This window comes from Alicyclobacillus acidoterrestris, assembly GCF_022674245.1.
Classification (GTDB): Bacteria; Bacillota; Bacilli; order Alicyclobacillales; family Alicyclobacillaceae; genus Alicyclobacillus; species Alicyclobacillus acidoterrestris.
In genome coordinates this window covers 2,543,136-2,566,043 of sequence record NZ_CP080467.1, presented here as the reverse complement: position 1 = coordinate 2,566,043, position 22,908 = coordinate 2,543,136, and the positions used below count along the sequence as shown (strand labels likewise).

Annotated in this window: 28 protein-coding genes; 25 read left to right on the top strand and 3 right to left on the bottom strand. The window is 54.3% G+C overall.

Translation table 11 applies throughout. The annotated features are described in order from the left end of the window. The first annotated feature begins 1 nt into the window (after position 1). Together K1I37_RS12375 and zapE are read left to right on the top strand one after the other, a co-directional pair. Positions 2 to 535 carry a shikimate kinase gene (locus K1I37_RS12375; RefSeq protein WP_021295691.1) on the top strand — a complete coding sequence of 178 codons (534 nt, stop codon included), beginning with the start codon at positions 2 to 4 and terminating at the stop codon, positions 533 to 535. Beyond that, positions 535 to 1,464, top strand: a complete 930-nt coding sequence (zapE, locus tag K1I37_RS12370; protein WP_021295690.1) for an AFG1/ZapE family ATPase — start codon at positions 535 to 537, stop codon at positions 1,462 to 1,464. The genes K1I37_RS12375 and zapE overlap by 1 nt, the downstream gene beginning before the upstream one ends. A gap of 27 nt (positions 1,465 to 1,491) precedes the next feature. On the opposite strand, the gene K1I37_RS12365 is transcribed toward zapE, so the two are convergent. Further along, a complete protein-coding gene (locus K1I37_RS12365; RefSeq protein ID WP_021295689.1) occupies positions 1,492 to 2,406 on the bottom strand; it encodes a YqhG family protein in 915 nt (304 codons plus the stop codon). Between the two features lie 26 nt (positions 2,407 to 2,432). Further along, positions 2,433 to 4,160: a DEAD/DEAH box helicase gene (locus K1I37_RS12360; protein WP_021295688.1), complete on the bottom strand. Its 1,728-nt coding sequence runs from the start codon at positions 4,158 to 4,160 to the stop codon at positions 2,433 to 2,435. A gap of 119 nt (positions 4,161 to 4,279) precedes the next feature. On the opposite strand from K1I37_RS12360, the gene gcvT reads away from it, so the two are divergent. From gcvT to gcvPB, 3 genes are read left to right on the top strand one after another with little or no spacing between them, the layout of a single operon-like run. Continuing rightward, positions 4,280 to 5,368, top strand: a complete 1,089-nt coding sequence (gene gcvT / locus K1I37_RS12355) for a glycine cleavage system aminomethyltransferase GcvT (protein ID WP_021295687.1) — start codon at positions 4,280 to 4,282, stop codon at positions 5,366 to 5,368. A 26-nt stretch (positions 5,369 to 5,394) separates the two neighbouring features. Further along, a complete protein-coding gene (gcvPA, locus tag K1I37_RS12350) occupies positions 5,395 to 6,747 on the top strand; it encodes an aminomethyl-transferring glycine dehydrogenase subunit GcvPA (protein WP_021295686.1) in 1,353 nt (450 codons plus the stop codon). Continuing rightward, positions 6,744 to 8,207 (top strand): aminomethyl-transferring glycine dehydrogenase subunit GcvPB, encoded by a 1,464-nt coding sequence (gene gcvPB, locus K1I37_RS12345; RefSeq protein ID WP_021295685.1) that lies wholly within the window; start codon positions 6,744 to 6,746, stop codon positions 8,205 to 8,207. Before gcvPA ends, gcvPB begins: the two co-directional genes overlap by 4 nt. On the opposite strand, the gene K1I37_RS12340 is transcribed toward gcvPB, so the two are convergent. Next, positions 8,178 to 8,777, bottom strand: a complete 600-nt coding sequence (locus tag K1I37_RS12340; RefSeq protein WP_021295684.1) for a histidine phosphatase family protein — start codon at positions 8,775 to 8,777, stop codon at positions 8,178 to 8,180. The two genes, gcvPB and K1I37_RS12340, sit on opposite strands and share 30 nt — an antisense overlap. A 113-nt stretch (positions 8,778 to 8,890) precedes the next feature. Between K1I37_RS12340 and K1I37_RS12335 the strand changes: the two genes are divergently transcribed. The 20 genes from K1I37_RS12335 (at position 8,891) to K1I37_RS12240 (ending at position 22,904) form a co-directional block, all read left to right on the top strand. After that, entirely contained in the window at positions 8,891 to 9,352 is a 462-nt protein-coding gene (locus tag K1I37_RS12335) for a type II 3-dehydroquinate dehydratase (protein WP_021295683.1), read from the top strand. Between the two features lie 78 nt (positions 9,353 to 9,430). After that, entirely contained in the window at positions 9,431 to 9,988 is a 558-nt protein-coding gene (gene efp, locus K1I37_RS12330) for an elongation factor P (RefSeq protein ID WP_021295682.1), read from the top strand. A 134-nt stretch (positions 9,989 to 10,122) separates the two neighbouring features. Beyond that, complete coding sequence (locus tag K1I37_RS12325; RefSeq protein ID WP_021295681.1) at positions 10,123 to 10,395, top strand: YqhV family protein; 273 nt, start codon at positions 10,123 to 10,125, stop codon at positions 10,393 to 10,395. Positions 10,396 to 10,678: 283 nt separating this feature from the next. Beyond that, entirely contained in the window at positions 10,679 to 11,698 is a 1,020-nt protein-coding gene (spoIIIAA, locus tag K1I37_RS12320; RefSeq protein WP_021295679.1) for a stage III sporulation protein AA, read from the top strand. Beyond that, positions 11,692 to 12,207 (top strand): stage III sporulation protein SpoIIIAB, encoded by a 516-nt coding sequence (gene spoIIIAB, locus K1I37_RS12315; protein ID WP_021295678.1) that lies wholly within the window; start codon positions 11,692 to 11,694, stop codon positions 12,205 to 12,207. Before spoIIIAA ends, spoIIIAB begins: the two co-directional genes overlap by 7 nt. A gap of 32 nt (positions 12,208 to 12,239) precedes the next feature. Then, positions 12,240 to 12,443 (top strand): stage III sporulation protein AC, encoded by a 204-nt coding sequence (gene spoIIIAC, locus K1I37_RS12310; RefSeq protein WP_021295677.1) that lies wholly within the window; start codon positions 12,240 to 12,242, stop codon positions 12,441 to 12,443. Between the two features lie 8 nt (positions 12,444 to 12,451). Further along, entirely contained in the window at positions 12,452 to 12,838 is a 387-nt protein-coding gene (spoIIIAD, locus tag K1I37_RS12305; protein ID WP_021295676.1) for a stage III sporulation protein AD, read from the top strand. 16 nt (positions 12,839 to 12,854) lie between these two features. Beyond that, entirely contained in the window at positions 12,855 to 14,231 is a 1,377-nt protein-coding gene (gene spoIIIAE, locus K1I37_RS12300) for a stage III sporulation protein AE (protein ID WP_236613833.1), read from the top strand. After that, positions 14,228 to 14,755 carry a stage III sporulation protein AF gene (locus K1I37_RS12295; protein WP_021295674.1) on the top strand — a complete coding sequence of 176 codons (528 nt, stop codon included), beginning with the start codon at positions 14,228 to 14,230 and terminating at the stop codon, positions 14,753 to 14,755. The genes spoIIIAE and K1I37_RS12295 overlap by 4 nt, the downstream gene beginning before the upstream one ends. After that, on the top strand, positions 14,756 to 15,349 hold the full coding sequence (locus K1I37_RS12290) for a hypothetical protein (RefSeq protein WP_021295673.1): 594 nt from the start codon (positions 14,756 to 14,758) through the stop codon (positions 15,347 to 15,349). It abuts the gene before it with no gap. A 26-nt stretch (positions 15,350 to 15,375) separates the two neighbouring features. Next, positions 15,376 to 15,966 (top strand): SpoIIIAH-like family protein, encoded by a 591-nt coding sequence (locus K1I37_RS12285; protein WP_021295672.1) that lies wholly within the window; start codon positions 15,376 to 15,378, stop codon positions 15,964 to 15,966. Positions 15,967 to 16,103: 137 nt separating this feature from the next. Continuing rightward, positions 16,104 to 16,604 carry an acetyl-CoA carboxylase biotin carboxyl carrier protein gene (gene accB, locus K1I37_RS12280; RefSeq protein WP_021295671.1) on the top strand — a complete coding sequence of 167 codons (501 nt, stop codon included), beginning with the start codon at positions 16,104 to 16,106 and terminating at the stop codon, positions 16,602 to 16,604. Between the two features lie 15 nt (positions 16,605 to 16,619). Further along, positions 16,620 to 17,963 carry an acetyl-CoA carboxylase biotin carboxylase subunit gene (gene accC, locus K1I37_RS12275; protein ID WP_021295670.1) on the top strand — a complete coding sequence of 448 codons (1,344 nt, stop codon included), beginning with the start codon at positions 16,620 to 16,622 and terminating at the stop codon, positions 17,961 to 17,963. A gap of 85 nt (positions 17,964 to 18,048) precedes the next feature. Next, positions 18,049 to 18,486: an Asp23/Gls24 family envelope stress response protein gene (locus tag K1I37_RS12270; protein ID WP_021295669.1), complete on the top strand. Its 438-nt coding sequence runs from the start codon at positions 18,049 to 18,051 to the stop codon at positions 18,484 to 18,486. 109 nt (positions 18,487 to 18,595) lie between these two features. Then, a complete protein-coding gene (amaP, locus tag K1I37_RS12265) occupies positions 18,596 to 19,135 on the top strand; it encodes an alkaline shock response membrane anchor protein AmaP (protein WP_021295668.1) in 540 nt (179 codons plus the stop codon). Then, a complete protein-coding gene (locus tag K1I37_RS12260; RefSeq protein ID WP_021295667.1) occupies positions 19,132 to 19,362 on the top strand; it encodes a DUF2273 domain-containing protein in 231 nt (76 codons plus the stop codon). The genes amaP and K1I37_RS12260 overlap by 4 nt, the downstream gene beginning before the upstream one ends. Before the next feature lie 5 nt (positions 19,363 to 19,367). Further along, complete coding sequence (gene nusB / locus K1I37_RS12255; protein ID WP_021295666.1) at positions 19,368 to 19,817, top strand: transcription antitermination factor NusB; 450 nt, start codon at positions 19,368 to 19,370, stop codon at positions 19,815 to 19,817. Positions 19,818 to 19,831: 14 nt separating this feature from the next. Further along, a complete protein-coding gene (locus K1I37_RS12250) occupies positions 19,832 to 20,812 on the top strand; it encodes a Kae1-like domain-containing protein (protein ID WP_236613832.1) in 981 nt (326 codons plus the stop codon). A 164-nt stretch (positions 20,813 to 20,976) separates the two neighbouring features. Further along, a complete protein-coding gene (locus K1I37_RS12245; RefSeq protein ID WP_051189389.1) occupies positions 20,977 to 21,942 on the top strand; it encodes an NAD(P)/FAD-dependent oxidoreductase in 966 nt (321 codons plus the stop codon). A gap of 98 nt (positions 21,943 to 22,040) precedes the next feature. Next, positions 22,041 to 22,904 (top strand): bifunctional 5,10-methylenetetrahydrofolate dehydrogenase/5,10-methenyltetrahydrofolate cyclohydrolase, encoded by an 864-nt coding sequence (locus tag K1I37_RS12240; RefSeq protein ID WP_021295663.1) that lies wholly within the window; start codon positions 22,041 to 22,043, stop codon positions 22,902 to 22,904. The last annotated feature ends 4 nt before the right edge of the window (positions 22,905 to 22,908 follow it).

Below are 22,908 nucleotides of genomic sequence, written 5' to 3'. Positions count from 1 at the left end.
CATGATACATCAAAGAATAGCGCTGGTGGGCTTTATGGCGAGTGGCAAGTCGACCGTGGGTCGCGCCCTTGCGAAGGCTCTGTCATATTCGTTTGTCGATCTCGACCAATGGATTGAATCGTCCACGGGTCGCACGATACCAGATATATTTACCACCCTTGGCGAAGCAGAATTTCGTCGCATTGAACAAGCGGCGCTATCCGACCTCGGGCAGGCCGATGGCGCGTTCGTACTGGCTACTGGTGGCGGGGTTGTCACACGGCCTGAAAATCGCGAAGCGCTGGTGCGCGATTGGCAATGTGTTTACTTGCGTGCGCGGCCGGAAACGATTGAGCGTCGGTTGGATGCTGACGGCGCGGTCCGCCCGCTGCTCGCGGTCGCTGATCGAACGTCGACAATTCGCCATCTACTAGAAAAGCGGGAGGCATGGTACGCGGAAGTCTCCTCTCACACAGTAAACGTCGACGAAATGGATGTGCCTGAGATTGTGCAAGAAGTGGTTGCGTGGTTGACGCGCGAGCGAGGGAGGGCCTAATGCAGCACATTCAACAGATTTTGAACAAGTCTTTAGAGGGTCACGATAAAGGCTACGATGCCGTGTACTTTCGGCGCTTGATTCCTGAACTCGACCAGTTCTCGGTCAGTGACGCGTTTATTGATCGGTCACGGGCCGCATTGTTGGAGTATTTGCGACAGCAAAATATCTGCAGTCGCTGCAGTGGATTCCAAAGTTGTGGAAAAGAAGGGGACATGCGTGGCTTTACGCAGGTGCTTGAGCCGTACAAGGGACAAGTGACCATCAGCGTTCAGCGCTGCCAACCTTATCTCGACCATATTGCGAAAAAACGCGTCGATAAATACGCTTCGATTGCAGGCATGCTCGAATTAGATGAGGCATTTCAGTTCGAGAATTACCCTGAGGAACAAGCCAAGAAATATCCGAGATTGATGCGCTATGCGATGGAATTTGCGATGGGTTACCAACCGGAAAATAACGTGGGCACCACGAGTGGCGTGTACTTGTTCGGTCCGCCTGGCGTCGGCAAGACACATCTGATGCTCGCCGTGTTTAACCGTTTGCGGACTCGTGGCGTGCCGTGTCTCGTCGTTCGCTCCGATTCGCTGTTTGACAGGATGCGTCACCTGATTGCCGACAATCAGGATTTGGAGCCGTTTTTGGACACGCTCTCGACTGTGCCGGTGCTTGGTATCGATGAGTTCGCCCAGGAGCGGGCGAACGATTTTACCCTCGAAAAGCTGTTCCGGATTGTCAACCAGCGGTTTCATGCGAATTTGCCTACTTGGTTTACGAGCAACTACGCGCCGCCGGACGCCTATCGTCGGCGTGGCGAAGATGTCAATGATTCTGTGTATCCACTGCGGTCCCGCATTATGAAAATGTGTATGATGGCCCATCTCGAAGGACCGGACGCAAGGCAGCGCAATCTGCGTTCGCTCACCTAGAGGGTGTGTCCTCCGGGATCACGAAGCTCACGTATGGCGTATCGGCAGTCCGACAAGCGCCGCCTGCGTGATGTGAACCTCTGTTCGCGGCGCACTTTTTTCGATGAGGTGCGCCCGTTTTCGTTGGTGTTCGCGCAGGAGTTCCTGCTGTATGTCCTCGTCGTGATCGGGTAAGATGCTTTTGTAGTACGTGTCGAGTTGTGACAAGTCGTCCGCCAGTCTGCGCTTCGCCTCGTCTGCCCAGTCGTCGGGCAGCGTGGCGATGTGGTCGGACACGCACGATTTTGCGACAGCAAAGGCTTCTGGTAGGGACATTCTCGCGTTCTCCAGAATTCGCGCTGGATTAGCTGCTGTCATGTCGATAGCCTCCACTTTTTCGTAAAACCCGAAGACGTGTTGACGGTTGGCCAAACAAATCCCCACTGATAACCACTTTTCCTCTACGGAATCGGTTACGAATTGCACGAGCAGGTTGAGCACCAGCCAGGGAACCAGATGATCTCTTGCCGTCGCATGCGCGGGTTGTACGCAGGCAAATTGCCCTCGGCGACGAGCGCTGTCGACGATTTTGTTTAAGCGAAAGCATCCCAGCGTGATGAGTTCGCTTGTCGGTGGCTTTGCAAACATGCGCTCGTATGGGTTTTGTGGTGGGTGCTTCTCCAAGTACTCTTGGTGCGCTTTTGCCAAACGCGCGTCCTCGCGTGCTTTTGCCGCTTTTGTAAACGAGAGGCGGAGCGTTGTCGGTTCGACCTTTTGGTTGGTTTTTTCTACCCATAGCCAATAAAATGGCCTATCTGTCAACTCTCTGTCGACGTCGATTGGCAGACGCACTTCGCGATATCCGTCCGCGCGATAGACAGTTTCCGCGCCGACAGACTCGAAGTACGTTTCGCAATACGAAAGTCGCTCACTTTCTTCACGCAACGGCACGTGGTGTTGCACGCAAGAACCTCCTTTTCGGCGACAAGTCAGTCCATGTATTGGCGTTTCATTTGATTGAGTTTGGCGGCGAGATCTGCTGCGTTCGTACTGGTCATCGTGGCTTCAAACAGCTGCTTGTCCCAATTGTCCAGCCGCTTGTTGCTAACGATGTAGTCGAGTTCGCCAATCACCGATTCAAACATCTGAATCTTTTCGTGTAACAGTTTGACGATGTGTTCTTCGATGGTGTCTCGCGTCGCGAGATTGTATACATAACATTTCTCCGTTTGGCCCAGTCGGTGAATTCGCCCGATGCGCTGCTCCAGGCGCATGGGGTTCCACGGTAAATCGAAGTTGATCATGTGATGACAGAACTGCAAGTTGATACCCTCGCCCCCGGACTCCGTAGCGACGAGTACCTGTGCTTTCTTCGAGAACAAATCTTTCATCCAGTCTTTTTTTCCTCGTTTGAATCCGCCGCGAAACGGGACGACGGAAATGCCCTTTTTCTTTAGCATATACATGATAAAGTCCTGTGTAGCCCGGTATTCGGTAAAGACGATGCACTTGTCGCCAATCTCGTCAATTAAATCGAGTACCTTCGTGATCTTCGTGTATTCAGCAATGCTGCTACCCAGTTGAATCAGTTGCGCGAGCTGTTGCTGACGGGTCGGGCTCGTCGCTTTTTTTTGCATCTTTTCGAGTGAAATCATGGCCGCATATGGCGAGCTGCAGATTTCACGTTGCAACGTCAAGAGTGGCAGCATGGAGATGCGTTGACTTTTACGCGATTCGTATTCGTCGCGCAAGAGCGATTGGACTTCGTCATAAAATCTGCGCTCGTCGGCGTTCAGTTCGAGCGGGACGACTTCCACGTGGCGCGGCGGCAAGGCGGTGGCGCCATCTTGACGACGATTGCGGATCATAATATCGCTCATGGTCTCGCGAAGTCGATTGGCGTCTCGCGGTGTTCGGCGGCTCGCCATGTGATTGCTCGAGAACTCCGAGACATTGCCTAAGTGTCCGGGTTTGAGCAATGTGACCAGGGTGTGCAACTCCTGTAATTGATTCTGCATTGGTGTCGCCGTCAATAACAACAAGTACTTGTTCGGGATGGCGTTCGCCATTTGCCAGTTTTTTGTGCGTTGATTTTTCAATTTGTGGGCTTCGTCAATAATCACCATATCCCACGGCTGCGACAGGACAATATCCTTGTGTGGCGGGCCCTTGGCGGTATCTAGTGAAGCGACCACCACGTCGTATTGCTCCCAGGTCCACTGATTGCGCTGCGCGGTGGCGGTCAACTGAAATTTTTCGTTCAGTTCCCGCGTCCACTGTAGAACGAGGGAGGCTGGGACGAGAATGAGCGCCTTTTTGACGAGGCCGCGAAGCATGTATTCCTTGAGAATGAGTCCTGCTTCGATGGTCTTACCAAGGCCTACTTCGTCGGCGAGAATGGCGCGTCCGCGCAGGTCCCGCAAGACGCGTTCAGCCGTTTGCACCTGATGCGGCAGCGGTGTAAACCCATGTATGTGATCGAGGACGAGTAGCGATTCGAAGGTTGGCGACATCTGGGACTGGGTGCCCAGTGCTGCCAAGCGGAATAGCGGCCAAGTGGATTTGCGCGTTGGCTCGTCCGCCGGATCGACTGATTCAAGGTAAGTTGTAAAGGCATTTTCTAGGCCATCGTCAACAAATTGAATGTCGACAGACACCCGGTCGTTGTTTGGTTCCGAAAATTGTAGCAGGGGATGATTTTCCAAGTCTAAATCCATTGAACATTCCTCCGCCAACGCTTGTTTCCCTCGCATTCTGTCATGTAGTATGTGACAAGTGGACTACTTTCTTTCATCCTGTCGAAATTTGTCGCGACAGACTCTAAGGGGGACACCAGATGACGGCTCCAAAGCACACCCCACTCTACGACAGACACGTCGCGTTAGGCGCGAAGATGATTGACTTTCACGGCACCGTGTTGCCCGTGCAGTATCAGAGTATCGTGCAGGAACATCGCGCGGTTCGCGACGATGTGGGCGTATTTGACGTCTCTCATATGGGAGAATTCAACGTCACAGGTACAGATGCGTTGGCGTTTGTGCAACACCTTGTGACCAACGATGTCGCACGGTTGGGCGACGGTGAGGCGCTGTACACGTTGATGACGGATGAATCTGGCGGTGTCATCGACGATTTGCTGGTTTATCGAATGGCGGCAGACAACTTTTTGTTGGTCGTCAACGCCAGTAACATCGACACGGACTTTTCGTGGGTGACGAGTCACGTAGGCAATTTTTCAGTGGCAGTCGAAAATGCGTCGGAACAGATTGCGTTAATTGCGGTTCAGGGCCCGCGTGCGGCTGCGCTGTTGGCGCCAAATACCGACGTCGACGCAGCCCATCTGCGCCCGTTCACTTTTGCGCGCGGGACGGTGGCAGGCGTCTCCGCCATGGTCTCACGCACTGGTTACACGGGTGAAGACGGTTTCGAGATTTATCTGAGTGCATCCGATGCGGTAACCGTGTTTGACGTGCTGATTGAGCAAGGTGGCGTGCCTTGTGGCCTTGGTGCACGCGATACGCTCCGGCTCGAAGCGAAACTCGCGCTTTATGGTAATGAGCTGTCTCGCGAAATTACGCCGTACGAGGCGAGTCTCGGTATGTTTGTCAAGCTCGACAAAGGCGACTTCATCGGCCGGGAGGCCCTCTTGCGTCAAAAGGAGGCAGGGGTGTCGCGCAAATTGGTCGGTGTTGAGACACAAGGTCGAGCCATTCCTCGCAGTGGCTATCGGGTGGTCGCGGATGGTCGCGAGATTGGGTACGTGACTTCAGGCACGATGTCGCCGACGTTACAAGTGCCAATTGCGCTCGTGCTGATCGATGTCGCGTACGCGCAAATCGGTCAGGAAGTCGAAATTGACATTCGTGGGCGCACGCACCCGGCACGGGTGGTCAAAACGCCGTTTTACAGACGAAATCGGGCTTGAACATAGGAATTAGGAGGCCGACTTGGTTGAACGAATTTGGCTATATACCGCACACAGACGCCGATAAAAAGGCGATGCTTGAGGCACTGGCGTTGGAATCGACGGAGGCCCTATTTGCCGATATTCCGGATGACATTCGCTTACAGCAACCCCTCGCGCTCAAGAAGGCAATGTCGGAACTAGAAGTCATGCGCCACCTGGAAAAGTTGGCCGATAAAAATGCCCATCTTGGGCGCCTGGTGAGTTTTTTGGGGGCTGGCGCCTATGAACACTATCAACCGAGCGTTGTTGACGCTATCATCAGCCGTTCGGAGTTCTATACGTCGTACACGCCGTATCAACCGGAAATGAGCCAAGGGATGCTTCAGGCGACGTTTGAGTACCAGACGATGATTGCCGACTTGACCGGAATGGATGTCGCAAATGCGAGCATGTACGATGGCCCGACAGCGTTCGCAGAGGCTGCGCTGGTGGCTTGTGTACACACGCGCCGCAACCGCATTCTTGTGGCGGATTCCGTCAATCCGGAATATCTCGCCGTCCTTCGCACGTATGCAGCTGGACAGGCGATTGAGATTGGTTATCTTCCACAGAAAGATGGCCGTCTCGACACGCAGGCGCTGCAAGCTCAACTCGATGATTCGGTTGCGGGCGTCATGATTCAGTATCCGAACTTCTTTGGCGTGGTCGAGGACGTACAGGCCATCGCCGATTTGACACATCAGGCAAATGCGCTGCTGGTGGTCAATACGTATCCGATAGCGCTAGGTCTCTTGGAGGCACCAGGTAAGCTCGGAGCAGATCTCGTGGTTGCTGAAGGACAGTCGCTCGGCAACGCGATTTCGTACGGTGGGCCATACTTGGGCATCATGGCGGCGAAACAGCCGCTGTTGCGCAAACTGCCTGGGCGAATTGTGGGACAGACGACAGACCATGAGGGACGCCGCGGCTTTGTGTTGACGCTGCAGGCGCGCGAACAGCATATTCGCCGGGAGAAGGCGACGTCGAACATCTGTTCCAACCAATCGCTGTGCGCTTTGGCCGCAACGGTCTTCTTATCCTACATGGGCAAACAGGGCATGCGCGAACTGGCTGTTCAGAACTATCATAAGGCGCATTATTTACAAAAGCGTTTGTTGGACTTGCCGGGAATAGAAGCGGTCTTTGCAGCGCCGTTTTTCAATGAGTTCGTCATTCGTTTACCTCGCCCAGCGGCCGATGTTCAAGCGGCACTGCTCGCGCGTGGCATCCTGTTCGGATTCGACTTGCGCGAGTCCCATCCTGAACTTGGCGACGCCGTCTTGCTCAACGTGACTGAGGTGCGAACCAAATCGGAGATGGACGAGTTGGTTGAGGCGCTCAAGGAGGTGATCGCGTGACAATACAACGCGAAGGAGAAGAAAAGCTCATTTTTGAAATGAGTCAGCCGGGACGCAAGGCGTATTCGCTGCCAGAACTCGATGTTCCGGAAGCGGATTTAGGTGAGTTGGCTGGACTCACTCGCCTGGAGCAGCCGCCGTTGCCGGAGGTCAGTGAGGTCGATGTGATTCGGCATTTTACGGCCCTCTCGCAAAAGAATCACGGCGTGGATTCGGGTTTTTATCCACTTGGGTCGTGTACGATGAAATATAATCCGAAGCGCAACGAGCGGGCGGCCCGTCTCGACGGTTTTGCGCGCATTCATCCACTGCAGCCGGTGAGCACAGTCCAAGGTGCACTCGAACTGTTGTACCAGTTGCAACAAGATCTCGCGGAAATCACGGGAATGGACGCTGTCAGTTTGCAGCCAGCAGCCGGTGCGCAAGGCGAGTGGACGGGACTGATGATGATTCGCGAATACCACGCAAATCAGGGTCAGAGCCAGCGAAACAAAGTGATTGTTCCGGATTCGGCGCACGGAACCAACCCTGCGAGCGTGAGCATGGCCGGATTGAAAGCCATTACCATTCCGTCCAAGGCGGACGGCAGTGTCGATCTCGACGCCTTACGACAGGCTGTTGGCGATGACACGGCGGCGCTGATGTTGACGAACCCTAGCACCTTGGGGCTGTTCGAGTCGCAGATTGGCGAGATCTCGAAGATTGTCCACGATGCGGGTGGCTTGCTCTATTATGACGGCGCGAACATGAACGCCATTCTCGGGTATGCGCGACCCGGCGACATGGGCTTTGACGTCGTTCACCTCAATTTGCACAAGACGTTCTCGACACCACATGGCGGTGGCGGCCCTGGCGCGGGTCCGGTTGGCGTGAAATCGTTCTTGGAAGCGTATTTGCCGCGACCTGTCATCCAAAAGGTTGGTGACAAGTACGAGTTGTCTCTTGACAGGCCGCTCTCCATCGGCAAAGTCAAGGGCTTCTATGGGAACTTTGGGATTCTCGTACGGGCGTACACGTACATTCGCACGATGGGGCCTGACGGTCTCAAATTGGTCTCTGAATCTGCGGTGTTGGCGGCCAATTACTTGCTCTCACAACTCAAGGATGATTACGATGCGCCGTTTGCCGGGCCTTGTAAGCACGAGTTCGTGTTGTCGGGCAACCGTCAGAAAATGAACGGCGTGCGCACGCTCGACATTGCGAAGCGACTGATTGACTTTGGCATTCATCCGCCGACCATTTATTTCCCGCTCATTGTGGACGAGTGTTTGATGATTGAGCCGACGGAGTGCGAGAGCAAGGAGACGTTAGACCGCTTTGTGGAAATTATGAAGCAGGTCGCGCACGAAGCGGCGACGCAGCCGGAGTTTGTCCGAGCTGCACCGCATCGTACGATTGTCAGCCGACTGGACGAAGTCACCGCGGCGAGGTCACCCGTGCTGCGATATATCCATTCTTGACACAGTGGGCAGTGAGGCGGGCGTCAAGAGGTGCGGCGTCGCGTTGATGGCCGTGATGCGAAAGGCGCCGCCTTCGTACTTCAAACACGTGATACTGGTGTTGTCGATGGGTTCGTTCTGCTGGCCGAGCCAGCGCAGGGCGGCCCGGACGACACCGCCGTGTGTCGCCAAGATGACCCGCCCTTGCACGGGCGTGGCGACGAGGTCTGTAAGGAACTGACTGATTCGCTGTTCGACGTCGTGTGGCGTTTCTGCGCCTGGAATGCCGTTCGGAAAACGGCGTTCCTTTTCTTCGCGCAATAGCCCTTCCGCCTGTCCGAAGTATTGCTCGCGCAGGCGCCGCGTCGTGCTGATTGGCGTACCGGTCTTTTCGGCAATCGCGCGCGCCGTATTGAGCGCTCTCGATAGGTCACTGGCATAAATCTGGCGAAACGGGATGCCTTCTAAATAACTGGCCAACTTTTGCGCCTGTGTGCGCCCGGTTTGGTTGAGGGGGATATCCGTCCAACCTTGGACGCGGCCGCTGACGTTCCAGTCTGTCTCACCATGACGGATGAGCCAGATGTCCATGTGCTCGTCCTCCTTCAATTCGTCATCGTCAGTATAGCAAGGACACTCGGCCCTGTGGTACAATAATCGCGGTTTTGACTGTGTTTTCGGCAAATCTGTGAGGAGGCATCTCGATGGAAAAACCGTATCTCGTCGTGATCCACGGCCCGAACCTAAATCGGTTGGGGGTCCGAAAGCCGGAAACGTACGGCACTCAAACACTGGACGACGTGATTTCGTTGGTCAGAAGTGTGGCGGACGGATACGGACTCGACGTGTTGGATAAACAGTCCAATCACGAGGGGGACCTCATCGACTTTTTACAGTTGCACGGACCTGGTGCAGCGGGAATTTTGATTAATCCTGGCGCATTTGGTCATTACAGTTACGCCATCCGCGACTGTCTTGAAGATATCGCCCGACCGACTGTTGAGGTGCATATCTCGAATGTCCACCAGCGAGAGTCATTTAGGCATCAATTGGTTCTCGGGGACGTCGTCATGGGACAGGTTGTCGGGCTTGGGACAGAAGGTTACCGCTATGCGGCGGAAGCCTTGTGTCGTCGATATCGAAATGATGCCGCACAGTTGCGGTGAGCCGTTTGTGCGTATGACTTCTTTGATTGCGTACATAAGCTAGGCTCGATGCATATCATGTTGGTGGAGGGAATAGGCTTGATTTCAAGCAACGATTTTCGTACGGGTACCACGATTGAATACGACGGCTCAATTTATCGCGTAATTGAGTTTATGCACGTCAAGCCCGGAAAAGGTGCGGCGTTTGTTCGGACCAAGTTGAAAAACGTCAAGACGGGTGCCGTCAAGGAACAGACGTTCCGTGCGGGTGAGAAAGTGGCCCGGGCGCATATTGAGACGCGTGAGATGCAGTACTTGTACAACGACGGCGAGATGTACACGTTCATGGACACGGAGACGTACGAGCAGACCAACATCAATCGCTCGCAGTTGGAGTACGAACTCAACTTCTTGAAAGAGAACATGAACTGCTACATCGTGATGTATCAGGGCGAGACCATCGGTGTGGATCTTCCAAATACCGTGGAACTCGAAGTGACCGAGACGGAGCCTGGCATCCGCGGCGATACCGCCACAGGCGGCAGCAAGCCAGCGACGGTGGAAACCGGCTATACGCTTCAGGTGCCGTTTTTCGTCAATGTCGGCGACCGCTTGATTATCGATACGCGATCCGGCAACTACGTATCTCGCGCCTAAGTTTCGCGTGATCCAAAGGTTTTTTCAAAGCCCGTCCAGAGCAGTTTCGCGCTGCTTTGGACGGGCTTTTTGTGTTCGATTGGGTTCTTTGGTCCGGGTTTCTCGCATATCAAAGTAGCGAGGGGGCGTGTCCAATGTGGCAGGTTGTCGACAAAGTCGTCTATGGCATGGCGTCACTTCGATTTATCTCTGGGATGCTCGAACTGACTGGTGGGTTGTTGATGCTGTATTTCGGCACGGCACAGCGCGCGTTGCAGGTGAATGGGTTGCTGGCGTTGGTGGGGCCCATCGTGCTGCTTGCGGTCACAGCGTTTGGTGTCATCGGCATCGCGGACGAGGTGAAGATTTGGCGGATCGGACTGTTGGTAGTGGGTGTAGGCTGCATTTTGTTCGCCTCGAGATCCTGATTCACCTCGCGCAGCGGCTACCGGCTTTCACTCTATGATTTTTTTCGCATGAAGCTGAAAACGAGTGCCATGAGAAGCACAAAAATCACGAGGAACACGACAATCCATCGGATCATAACCGAAACATCCACGGGTCGACCCTCCCCCATCAAGTTTCCTCGTACCAGTCAATGCCGCATGGCTGCAAATGGTTCCACCTGTGTGACCAACAAACGCGTCCTCTCGCATACAAAGGGGATGTTGTCCATATACATGGACTAGGTGGAGGAGGTGGACAAAGACTGTGCCAGTGTCCAATACGGAAATAGGCGCTCATTCGTTCACTCCCTGGCGCGAAGCGGTCTCGATATTGCCACCTGAGCTGGAGGAGCGGCTTGAACGCCTGGGACCTGATGTTTTGGCGGCGCTTGAGGAAATCCGTCTTCGCGTCGGACAACCGCTAGAGCTTTGCGGACAAACTGGCAGCGCATTCCTGCATAGTGTGTCCGGTACGACTTCGATTGTGGCGGACGGGGTCATCGTGACCAGCGCGCACATTAAACACGTGCTGGCTCAAATCACCCAGTTCTCGATGTACGCAGTCGAAGAGGAATTGCGCCGGGGGTTCATTACGATTCCTGGCGGCCATCGCGTAGGGGTAGCGGGGCATGTGGTCACGGATTCCAGTGGACAGGTGAAGTCCATCCGCGCAATTGCGTCGCTCAACATTCGCGTCGCGCATGCGTTCCCAGGCGTTGCGACGCGTCTGCGCAACGCGCTCTACCGGAAACAGGATGGGCGTCCCTATAGTGTTCTCATCATCTCGCCGCCGCAATGTGGAAAGACGACGCTCGTGCGCGATATTGCCCGTCAGTGGAGCGAAAACAAGCTCGTTCGACGGACGGTGCCGGCGAAGGTCGCGATTGTCGACGAACGTTCCGAAATCGCCGGATGCATCGAGGGGGTTCCACAGTTTGCCGTAGGGCCGAGAACCGACGTTCTGGACGGGTGCCCAAAGGCACAGGGGATGCTGATGGCGATTCGAAGTCTATCCCCCGACATCGTCGTGACGGACGAAATTGGTCGCAGTGAAGATGTCACGGCAATTCTCGAGGCGACGCATGCCGGGGTGTCGGTGATTACCACTGCACACGGATTGCGGGTAGAGGATTGGCGAATGCGGCCCAATATGGAAACGCTGTTTCAATCGAAGGCTTTTGACCGATACATTCTGCTCAGTCGACGGCGTGGACCGGGCACCATCGAGGCCGTGTTGGATGAGGCGGGTAAGCCTATCGGCTTTGGGGGCGGACCATCGTGCTGAAGCTCGTCGGCGCGATGCTTTTGGTACTCGCCACTAGCCTCTTGGGATTTCAGATGGCGCGCGCGCATCGCGACAGGCCGCGACAATTGCGTAGTCTCATTCGAGCGCTGACGCACTTGCAGGCGGAGGTCGAATATCAGTCGACACCGCTGCCCACGGCACTTGCGAATGTAGCGGAGCGGGCGAGTCCTCCGTGCTCGTCGATGTTTCGCCGCGTGAGCGACATGCTGATGGAAAAAGGGGCTTCAGTCCAAGCGGCATTCCGTTCTGGAATTGCGGAACTCGTCGCAGATAGTGCGTTGAAGGGATCGGATTGCGAGCCGATTCAAATGGTTGCGGAGACATTGTCCACCATGGACAGAGCACATTTACAGACGCAATTCCAGCTGTCGATAGACGCGCTGATGCAGGCGGAGCAACAGGCCCGTGAACAAGGTCTGAAAAATGCTCGTCTGTGGCAGTACATGGGTGTCCTGACAGGTGTTATCTTGGTGATTCTGCTGTATTAATCAGACCTCGTTCGATCCGGGGAGGGCGGACAATGTCTCCAGAGATTCGAGACGTGTTTCGAATATTTGCGGTCGGCTTCATTGCGGCCATTTTGCACACAGTACTGAAACAGAGTGGTAAGGAAGACTTCGCGCACTGGGCGACGCTCGCTGGGTTTATTGCGGTGTTCGCGATAGTGATTGGCTATGTTGATCACCTCTATCAGGAAATCACGAGCGTCTTTCTACTTCAGTAGGTGAGGATGTGCATATTTTTCAGCTCGTCGGAATTGGTATGACCGCGACGATACTCGTGTCTGTGCTCCGTGAACACGCACCACAATTTGCGATGTTGGTATCCATTCTGGCTGGCATTGTGCTGTTGACGATGGTCGTTCACAACATGGATGGCGTCGTGCAGAGCTTGGCGGGTCTTGCAGATGCGGCCAAACTGAACCACAGTTTCTTATCCACGGTTCTAAAGATTATTGGCATCGCTTATATCGTTGAGTTTGCTGCTCAGGTTGCGCGCGATGCGGGCGAGGGGTCACTCGCCGGAAAAATCGAACTGGCCGGGAAAGTCGGCATTATCATTCTTGCCATGCCCATCATCACGGACGTCGTCGAGTCCCTCGTCCACCTACTGCCTTAGTGAAGGAGGAAGCGGCGTGAGACCACGGCTAACCCGTCTTGTTGTGGCATGTGTGAGTGCACTCTTGGTCTTTGCCGCACTGTTTTCAACACTTGTGTTCGCCAGTTCGGGTGACAGCTTGACGACACCCAACAACGATTCGGTGTCTGCGTCCTCCTCTCGTGCAACGACGAACGCAATGTCGAGTGCGATCCCTGCATCGTCGGGGAGTGATGCGGCAACCCCTGCGAATGCGGGGGAACAGGCTGGAGGCTCGTCTGGTGCTGGTTTTAGCGCACAGACGGAAGCGGCCACGCGAAATGCCATTCAAAAGGCGGCGCAACAGCAACTCGACCAGTTGCCCATAGCCGGAATCGACAAGTATTGGAATGACTTGCAAGCGCAGTACGGCGGGTACCTTCCGGATTTGTCCGGTGGGAGCCTGGTTCGCGCAATTCTCGGAAATGGCGGACCTAGTTTTACTGGCGTTGTTCACGGCTTGCTGCACTATTTTTTCACCGAGTTGTTCGACGATGCGCAGTTGCTCGGCGGCATTTTGATTCTGTCTGTGATTGCTGCAGTGCTCGAGTCCATGCAGAGTGCCTTTGAGCGGCAGACGGTCAGTCAGGTGGCTTATATGGTCGTCTTTTTTGTCTTGATGATGCTGGCGGTGCACTCGTTTATCGAAACGATGGGCGCAGCGAGGCACGCGATTCAGACGATGAACGACTTTATGATTGCGACGATTCCACTGACCATCACGCTCTTGGCCGCCTCTGGCGCCGTTGCGTCCGCCGCGTTCTTTCAGCCGATGCTCTTGTTCGTGGTGCACTTTATCAGCAATATCATTTTTCTCGTCGTGTTCCCGCTGATTTTCTTTTCGGCAGTACTTGATCTTACGAGTACCTTGTCGACTAGGTACCAGTTGACGCGGTTGGCCGGTCTCTTCCGCGGGGTTGGGATGGGGATTCTCGGTTTCGCCATGTCCGTGTTTATCGGGATCACGACCATCCAGGGGCTTGGAAAAGGTGTGGCCGACGGCGTGGTGCTGCGCACGTTGAAGTTTGGTGTCAGTACGTTTCTACCGGTTATCGGCAAGGCGATTTCCGACTCAGCTGAAACCGTGTTGAGCGCTTCGCTTTTGGTCAAAAACGCGGTGGGCGTCGCAGGGCTGGTGCTGCTCGCGCTGATTGCTATCTTCCCGGCTTTGAAAATTTTGGCCGTGTCGCTCATCTATGGTGGCAGTGCGGCGCTGATGCAGCCGCTTGGCGATACGCCGATGGTGGCCTGTCTGTCGACGCTCGGCAAGACGCTGGTACTGGTCTTTGCCTGTGTCGGCGCGGTCGGCTTTATGTTCTTCTTTGCGATTTGCATCTTGTTGGCGACGGCCAACTTGGCGGTGATTACGGCATGACAATGTTGGGCGAGTGGATGAAACAGCTAATTATCATTGTCATGGTAAGTATCATCGCCGACATGCTGTTGCCGACGAAAGCGATGCAGAAGTACGTTCGAGCCGTCCTTGGCATCGCGATTATCGCGGCGATGATCCAGCCAATTACCCCGTTTTTCCGTCAGGATTGGGCGGACAAAATGGCCACTGCAGCCGCCGACGAGATGCTCAAGGACAGCTCGGGTGGGGCCGATACGACGGCCAATCAAAGTATCGTCAACTACCAGCACACATTGGAAACGCAAGAGGAGTCCGAGACCAACACCATGGTGGCAGACGCCATTCTGGAGTCGTTGCCCAAGGACTTGCGCTCGCATGTGGTGCATGTGGCGGTCAATAACGCATCGACGCCGGCGAACTTGTTGGCGACAGTCGACGTCGATACAGCGAATCCAACTGTCTGTACACAAATCCGTCAACACATCAAAAATACGCTCGAGGTTTCTGAGAGTCAGGTAGTCGTTCGGCAGAACGGAGGTGACTGAATGGATCTGAAGACGCTGTTCAAGAACAAATGGCTGCTCTTCATTGCGGCCATCGGCATTCTATTGCTCCTGATTGGGTCATATTTGCCCGCCAGGCACAACCCGACCTCGGCCGTGCCGACACTCGGTGCGGCGGCTACGGGGGATAGTGGCGGGAGCGCCTCGACGCCGCCCACCAATGGCGCTGGCCAAGGGGATGCTGTAACGCAGATAGAAGAGAGCTACGACAGCCAATTGGAGAACATTCTCGGGAAGATTGCGGGGATTCACGCGGTGACTGTGATGGTGACCGTAGATTCTACGGGTACGTTGAACGTGGCGAAGAATAATTCTTCGAGTAAAACGGTCACGGGCAGCGGTTCGTCATCTTCTACGACAACGACGGAGAATGACCAGATCTATACCTCGAACAACGGTACGGGAGGAAACGGCCCGTTTGTTCTGTCGAACGTGCAACCGAATGTTCGTGGCGTCTTGGTGACGGTGAACGCGGATGACTTTGCCGTCGCAAAATCAGAAATCGTTGAATCAATTACGAATGTGTTGGACGTGCCTGCATATAAAATTAGTGTAGAGCCTCAAAAGGAAAACTAGATGCTAGATTAGGAGGATACGACGCAATGGTAAAACGGCAGACAGTATGGCTTTCAACAATGATGGTGCTTTCGCTCATGCTCATCGGTTACTATACGATGAACAACCAGGGCGGCACGGCGGCGACACAGTCGAGCACTGGGGAATCGGTCGTCACGGGGGCCACGACGCCGTCATCGACCACGACGGCAGGGACGAGCTCCGACAAGACGAGCGACAGTAAGACGTCGTCTTCATCCAGTGCGACCACGAGTACCGCTACGTCTGACTGGTACACCAACACGCAGACGACTGTACAACAACAAATTTCTGCTCAAATTGAGCGACAGAAAGCCATTCTGGCCAACAACAACGCGTCTCCAGACCAGATTGCCTCGGCCGGAAGCCAGCAAGATGAGTTAGAGAACTTGTGGAGTGGCATTCAGAATGCGACGCAGATGATTGTAGCAGATGGGTTTAAGAATGCAGTGATCGTACCAGATACGAAACTGCAAAAGTTCACGGTTTACGTGCAAACCAACGACCTCCAGAAAGACGATGCCCTGAAAGTCATGAATATCGTCAGCCAGCAGCTCGACGTATCCATGCTGAATATCTCGGTCAAAGCACACGCCTGAGGCACTCCCCTCGCGATAACCCCGCTGCTTGGGCAGTGGGGTTTTCTACGCGTGCTTGATTATTTAGCTGCGCGGTGTACTTATGATATACTTGGACGAGATGTTTATAGGTGTAGGTGTCAGGAGTGACCATTTGAGTGTTTAAGATTGGTGAAATTCGCGAACTTATCCGATTGCTAGATGAAACGAGTTTGTCAGAAATTCATTTGGAATCAGAAGACATGAAGCTACATTTGAAAAAGCCTGATCCGGAACGGGTTGTGCAAGTTGCCGCCCCTGCGCCGACAGCGGCTGTGATGCCGGCAGCAGCACCCGTACAGGCGCCAGCGCCAAGTGCGCAACCTGCGGTTGCCGCACAAGAAGCTAGTGGGGCCGCTGGGCGCGACAGTGAGGAAGGAGTTCACGTCATTACCTCGCCGATGGTCGGCACGTTTTACCGTGCGCCGTCGCCTGATGCAGGTCCGTTCGTCGAAGTCGGACAGCAAGTGAACAGCAAAACGGTCGTTTGTATCGTAGAAGCGATGAAGCTGATGAACGAAATTGAAGCTGAAGTGAACGGCGAGGTCGTCGAGGTATTGGCCCAGAACGGTCAACTTGTCGAATATGGCCAACCGTTGTTCAAAATTCGGTTGTCATAAGGAGCAATTCGCATCATGTTTAAACGAGTTCTGATTGCCAACCGCGGAGAAATCGCCGTGCGGATCATTCGGGCGTGCCGTGAGCTTGGAATCGAAACGGTGGCGGTGTATTCCGCGGCCGATAGTGACGCTTTGCACGTGCGCTTGGCGGATGAGGCTTACTGCATAGGCCCTGCTTCTGCTAAGCAAAGTTATCTCCATATCCCAAGCATTATGTCGGTGGCTGTTTTACGCGACGTCGATGCAGTGCATCCTGGATATGGATTCCTCGCGGAAAACAGCGACTTTGCCGAAGCGTGTGAAGCCTGTGGCATCACGTTTATCGGACCCAGTCCGCACGCTATCGACATGATGGGGGACAAGGCGGTTGCCAAAGAGACGATGAAGGCAGCCGGCGTTCCTACGGTGCCTGGTAGTGACGGTCTGATTGAGAGTGTGGATGAAGCCGTCGATATCGCGCAAAAAATCGGGTATCCGGTGATTATTAAGGCGACAGCTGGCGGTGGCGGCAAGGGGATTCGCGTGGTGCACGACGAGTCGATGTTGCGGCAAGCGGTCGTCACGGCACAGCGTGAAGCGGAGTCGGCGTTTGGCAATGCTGGTGTGTATATTGAAAAATATATCGAACACATGCGCCACGTCGAGATTCAAGTGCTGGCCGACAGGCATGGCAACGTGATTCATCTTGGTGAGCGCGATTGTTCGGTGCAACGCAGGTTGCAAAAGCTCGTCGAGGAGGCACCTTGCCCCGTTCTTGATGAGGAGACGCGGAAACGCATGGGCGACGCTGCGGTCGCCGCTGCGCGCGCCGTCGATTACGTGGGCGCCGGGACCATCGAGTTTATTTACAGCAACGATGGGAACTTTTACTTTATGGAGATGAATACCCGAATTCAGGTCGAGCACCCTGTGACCGAGTGGGTTACCGGGGTCGATTTGGTCCGGGAAATGATTCTTGCTGCGGCAGGCGAACCGCTATCCGTCAAACAGGAAGATATTGTGTTGCGAGGACACGCGATTGAATGCCGCATCAATGCGGAAGATCCCGCAAGGCAATTTATGCCCTCGCCAGGGACGCTGCAATCTTACTTGCCGCCCAGCGGCAACGGTGTGCGCGTCGATTCGGCGTGTTACCCGGGATACACAATTTCTCCGTTTTACGATTCAATGATTGCCAAACTCATCGTCTGGGCGCCTGATAGGGAACAAGCGATTGCTCGGATGCTGCGGGCGCTGGAGGAGTTTGACATCGAAGGTGTCAAGACGACGATACCGTTTCACGTGGCGCTGCTGCAAAACGAGAAGTTCCGGGAGGCAGATGTGTCGACTCGCTTCCTCGAAGAGAACCAGATTTTGTGACAGCGTATCTGGGATGAGTCTTTTGGGAAATACTCATTCCTTTGGACGGCTTGTCATAAAATGAAACAACCGATGGTGAAGGAGCGTGGACGACATCGCAGACATGGAATATGAATTGACGGAACATGGTACCGTGCACATTGCGGATGAAGTCATTCAAATCATCGCAGGCCTAGCAACCAGCGAAGTTGAAGGCGTCGCTGGAATGAGTGGATCATTTGCTGGGGGACTCACGGAGTCTCTGACTGGCCGGCGCAATCTTGGCAAAGGCGTGCGGGTCGAGTTTACGGAGAACGACCGGAGCTGTGTCATCGATATTTCTGTTGTGCTCCAATTTGGCGTCAATATCCCGGATACGAGTTACCAGATTCAGGAGCGCGTAAAAAATTCTGTGGAGAGCATGACAGGATTGAGTGTTGCGCGCGTGAACGTACAAATTGTAGGTATTGTGTTTCAGTCTGAGAAAGAGCGCGTTGTAGATGCTGATCAATTTGAACGCGCAGAGCGGAATCCGCAATTATAACTTTAGACGATAAGTACTTTGCGGATGACCTGCGCCTTGGGCAAATCGGCTGTACATATCGGCTGGTTTGCCCGGGACGCAGACAAGTGAGTTGCAGCGGAGGGATCATGTGAGCATATTAGATCGGATTTTGCTGTTTTTACTTTCTATTGCGAGCTTGTGCTTGGGTGTGGCACTTGCACTTGTTGGCGCGAATGTGTTTGGCCCAGATGTACAAGCCTATGTAGAGATGAGCCCGGTCAATGTGGTTGCCATCGTGGCAGGTGTTATCATCGTTCTCATTGCCCTCCGTTTCTTGTTTTATCGTGTTGGCCGTACCCCGACGACCGATTACATAGCACTCACGGGTGATCACGGACAGATTCGAATCTCTTTCGAAACCCTGCGCCAATTGGCAAATCGTCGCGGTAACCAGGTTCGCGGCGCCCAAGAGTTCGACACACGGATTCGCCAGGGACAGGAAGGTGTTGTCATCTTGGTTCGGATGCAGGTTTTGCCGGACATCGATATTGCGTCCACGAGTCGCGAGGTGCAAACTGTCGTCAAGGAATACGTCGAGCAGCACAGCGGGATTACCGTTGAACAGGTCTTCGTTCACGTGACGGAGTTGTCACCACATAAACAAGGGAAAGCGTGGAGCGGCGCATGAACTGGCTTCGGCATGCCCTTGGCTGGTTCATCGGATTGCCACGACGTTATCACGGCGTCATGGTTGGTTGCCTATTTTGGCTGTTTTGGATGGTTTTTGGTTTTTGGCGGACGTTGTTACTGCTCGTCCTTGCGGGCGTGGGATATGTCGTCGGCCGGATTTTAGAAGAGAATCAGTCTTGGCGTGCAATTTTGGATAAACTGTTGTCAGAACGATTTACGGAGTGACTACTTTGACTCGACATGAAGCTAGACAGTGCGCTGTACAAGCTCTCTACCAGATTGATCTCGGCGGGAGTTCGGCGCAAGAAGCAATTGCCTTTGTGCTAGAGGACAAATCGGTATCAGATTCCGAACTGGCCTATATTCGCACATTGGTTGAGGGGACGCGGGCGCAGTTGGTCGATATCGACGAGCGTTTGACGCGTACCATGGAGCGCTGGTCCACGGAACGCGTTGGCCGCGTGGAATTGAACGTACTGCGTCTGGCGTTGTACGAATTGATGTTTGACAAGTCGATTCCTGCAGCGACCATTTTGGACGAAGCAGTCCGATTGGCGAAAGGGTTTGCGTCGGACAAGTCAGGCAAGTTTGTCAACGGCGTCTTGGCCAAGGTATTGCCGACGGTTCGTCCGGTGGCCGATGCGGAGTCGGAGAACGGTGGAAAGTCGGAACGAGAATGAAATGCGTTCTTGGAATGGATACCAGTAATTACACAACGTCTGTATGTGCGGTGTCCGCAGAGCAGGGGGAACTCCTCGCGAGTGCCAGAATGCTGCTGCCAGTGACATCGGGACAGAGAGGGCTTCGGCAATCCGATGCGCTCTTTTTTCACGTTCGGCAATTGCCGTTGGTGATGGGGGAGTTAATGGAACAACTTCATGCCAAGGGCATTGTACCAGAATGGGTGATGGCAGGCGCATCGGTTCGTCCTCGGCCGTACGCCTCGTCCTATATGCCTGTGTTTCAAGCAGGGACAAACTTCATTACGGCGATGGCACAGGCGCTTGGAATTCCTGTCGTGCGGACAACACATCAGGAAGGTCATCTAGCGGCGGCGGAATATTTCGTACCGGCGCAGGGCGCGCGTTTTGTGGCAGTACATATTTCCGGTGGAACCTCGGATGTGATGTTGGCCGAACGCACTGAGTTCGGCTACAAGATTGACTTGGTTGGGGAAGGCATGGATTTACACGCGGGGCAATTCGTCGATAGAATCGGGGTTCGTCTTGGACTGTCGTTCCCAGCTGGTCCCGCGCTTGAGCAACTCGCGGCGATGGCGGTGAGGGACGAAGAATCGAATTCGGATTTTACCTTACCTTCGTCCATTCACGGTGCAAAGATGAGTTTTTCTGGCCCCTTGTCGGCTGCGATGCGAGCCCTTGATGCTGGTGTTCCAGCGCCAGACGTGGCCTATGCAGTCCAGATGTGCATCGCCACGAGTGTGGCGAAGGCAGTTGAGTACTGCATTCGACACGGCGACAGCGATGTGCGAGAAGTTGTGGTAGCGGGTGGCGTCGCCTCGAACGCAGTCATTCGCGAGCACGTTACGGATCGACTGGAACGCCGGGTGCGGAATGTTCGGGTGCGCTTTGCACCGCCTGAATTTGCGAGAGACAATGCATTGGGTGTGGCGCGGATCGCGTGGCGTCGATATTCGTTTTTACGTCGCGGATGAGTACTGTGTCGTTTGAATATTCAACAATCTATATCGGTATTAGATAGTTTTTTCTCTATTCCTCTTGTATAATGGGCAAAAAGTGTCCATGAGGTACTTGACGTAGATGAGGAGGAAATCGCTTGGCAGAGCAGGAAGCAACTGTGCAGGAGCAAGTAACGGATATGTTAATCATCGGCGGCGGGCCGACAGGTTTGTTCGCCGCATTTTACAGTGGCATGCGTAATGCATCTTGTAAAATTATTGATAGTTTGCCGGAATTGGGTGGACAACTCGCGACGTTGTACCCAGAGAAATATATTTTTGACGTTGCTGGCTTTCCGAAGGTACAGGCTCGTGAACTGGTCAACCAACTGGTGGAGCAAGCAATGCAGTTTAAGCCGGGTATCCATTTGAACGAGACCGTACAGACGTTGGTCCGTCGCGATGATGGACTGTTTGAGTTACACACGGATAAATCTGTTCACCTCGGCCGTGCGATTATCATCTGCGCGGGTATCGGGGCGTTTACGCCGCGTCCGTTGCCGGCAGCGAGTGCGACCAATTTTGAAGGTCGTGGGGTATCGTATTATATTGATAAGGTGGAAAATTACCGCGGGAAGCGGGTACTAGTCGTCGGTGGTGGCGATTCTGCGGTTGACTACGCCCTCATGATTGAGCCTGTTGCGGAATCCGTGACGCTGATTCACCGGCGTGATCAATTTCGGGCGCATGAGGAGAGCGTGCAAAAACTGCACCAGTCTCGTGTGCATATCAAAACCTTTACAGAGCTTTCCGATGTACAGGGGCATGGCTGGGTAGAAACTGCTGTGCTTGTCAATAATCAGACACAGGAGACGGAGACAATTGACGTTGATTTCATTGTCAGTGGTCTCGGTTTCACGGCATCACTTGGTCCTATTAAAGAATGGGGACTAGAAATCGAGAAGAACGATATTGTGGTGAACACGAAGATGGAGACCAACATCCCTGGCGTCTATGCGGCGGGTGACGTTGCGACCTATCCGGGCAAATTGAAACTCATTGCGACGGGCTTTGGCGAAGCGCCGACGGCGATTAACAACGCCAAGACCTATATTGACCCGAAGGCGCGTTTGTTCCCGGGCCACAGTACAGCAATGAAACGCTGACTCAAATTTGCCGGAGTTCACACGTCTCGTGTGGACTCCTTTTTTATGTAAGAGGACCGAAATGCGGACCCATTTTTGGGTTCAAGGAGGGACAGGCGTTGGCGCGGATCTTGGACGGTAAGGCGATTGCAAAACAGGTGAAAGATGAACTTCGACAACGGGTGAGCCAATTGCGTGAAACAGGTCTGGTGCCAAAATTGGTGGTCGTGCTGGTTGGCGATGATGCGGCATCCGCTAGTTACGTGCGCTCAAAATCACGAGCAGCGCAAGATGTGGGCATTGACGCCGAGGTCATTCAGATGCCTGCAAACATCGCGGAGGATGAGCTGATACGCGCCCTTGAGCGGTTGAACGAGGATAACACCGTGCATGCAGTGTTGGTGCAACTGCCGTTACCGGCACACCTGGATACTGACCGTATTCTGATGCATGTTCATCCGGCAAAAGACGTCGACGGGTTTCACCCAGTGAACATCGGACGCTACGCGACAGGGACGCCGCTTTTATGGCCATGTACCACTGCCGGGATCCTCGAAATCCTGGAGCGTTCGGAGATTCCAATCGCGGGACGTACTGCGGTTATCGTCGGTCGGAGTCGCATTGTCGGTTGGCCGACAGCACAGTTATTGTTAGCGCACAATGCGACGGTCATTCAGTGCCATCGCCAGACCGTCAATCTGCGTGAATACACGCGGCAGGCAGATATTTTGGTCGCGGCCGCTGGGCAACCGTCGCTGATTGGGCCTGACGATGTCAAGGTGGGTGCAACGGTTATCGATGTCGGCATCAATCGCGTCGGGGGCCACCTAGTCGGCGACGTCGATTTTGCGGCCGTCGAGGAGAAGGCGGGTGCCATCACACCTGTGCCGGGGGGCGTTGGGCCGCTCACGGTGGCCATGTTGATGAAGAACACCGTGCATCTCGCAGAGATCCACCAGCGGGAAAAGGAGGGATTTCGGTGAGTGT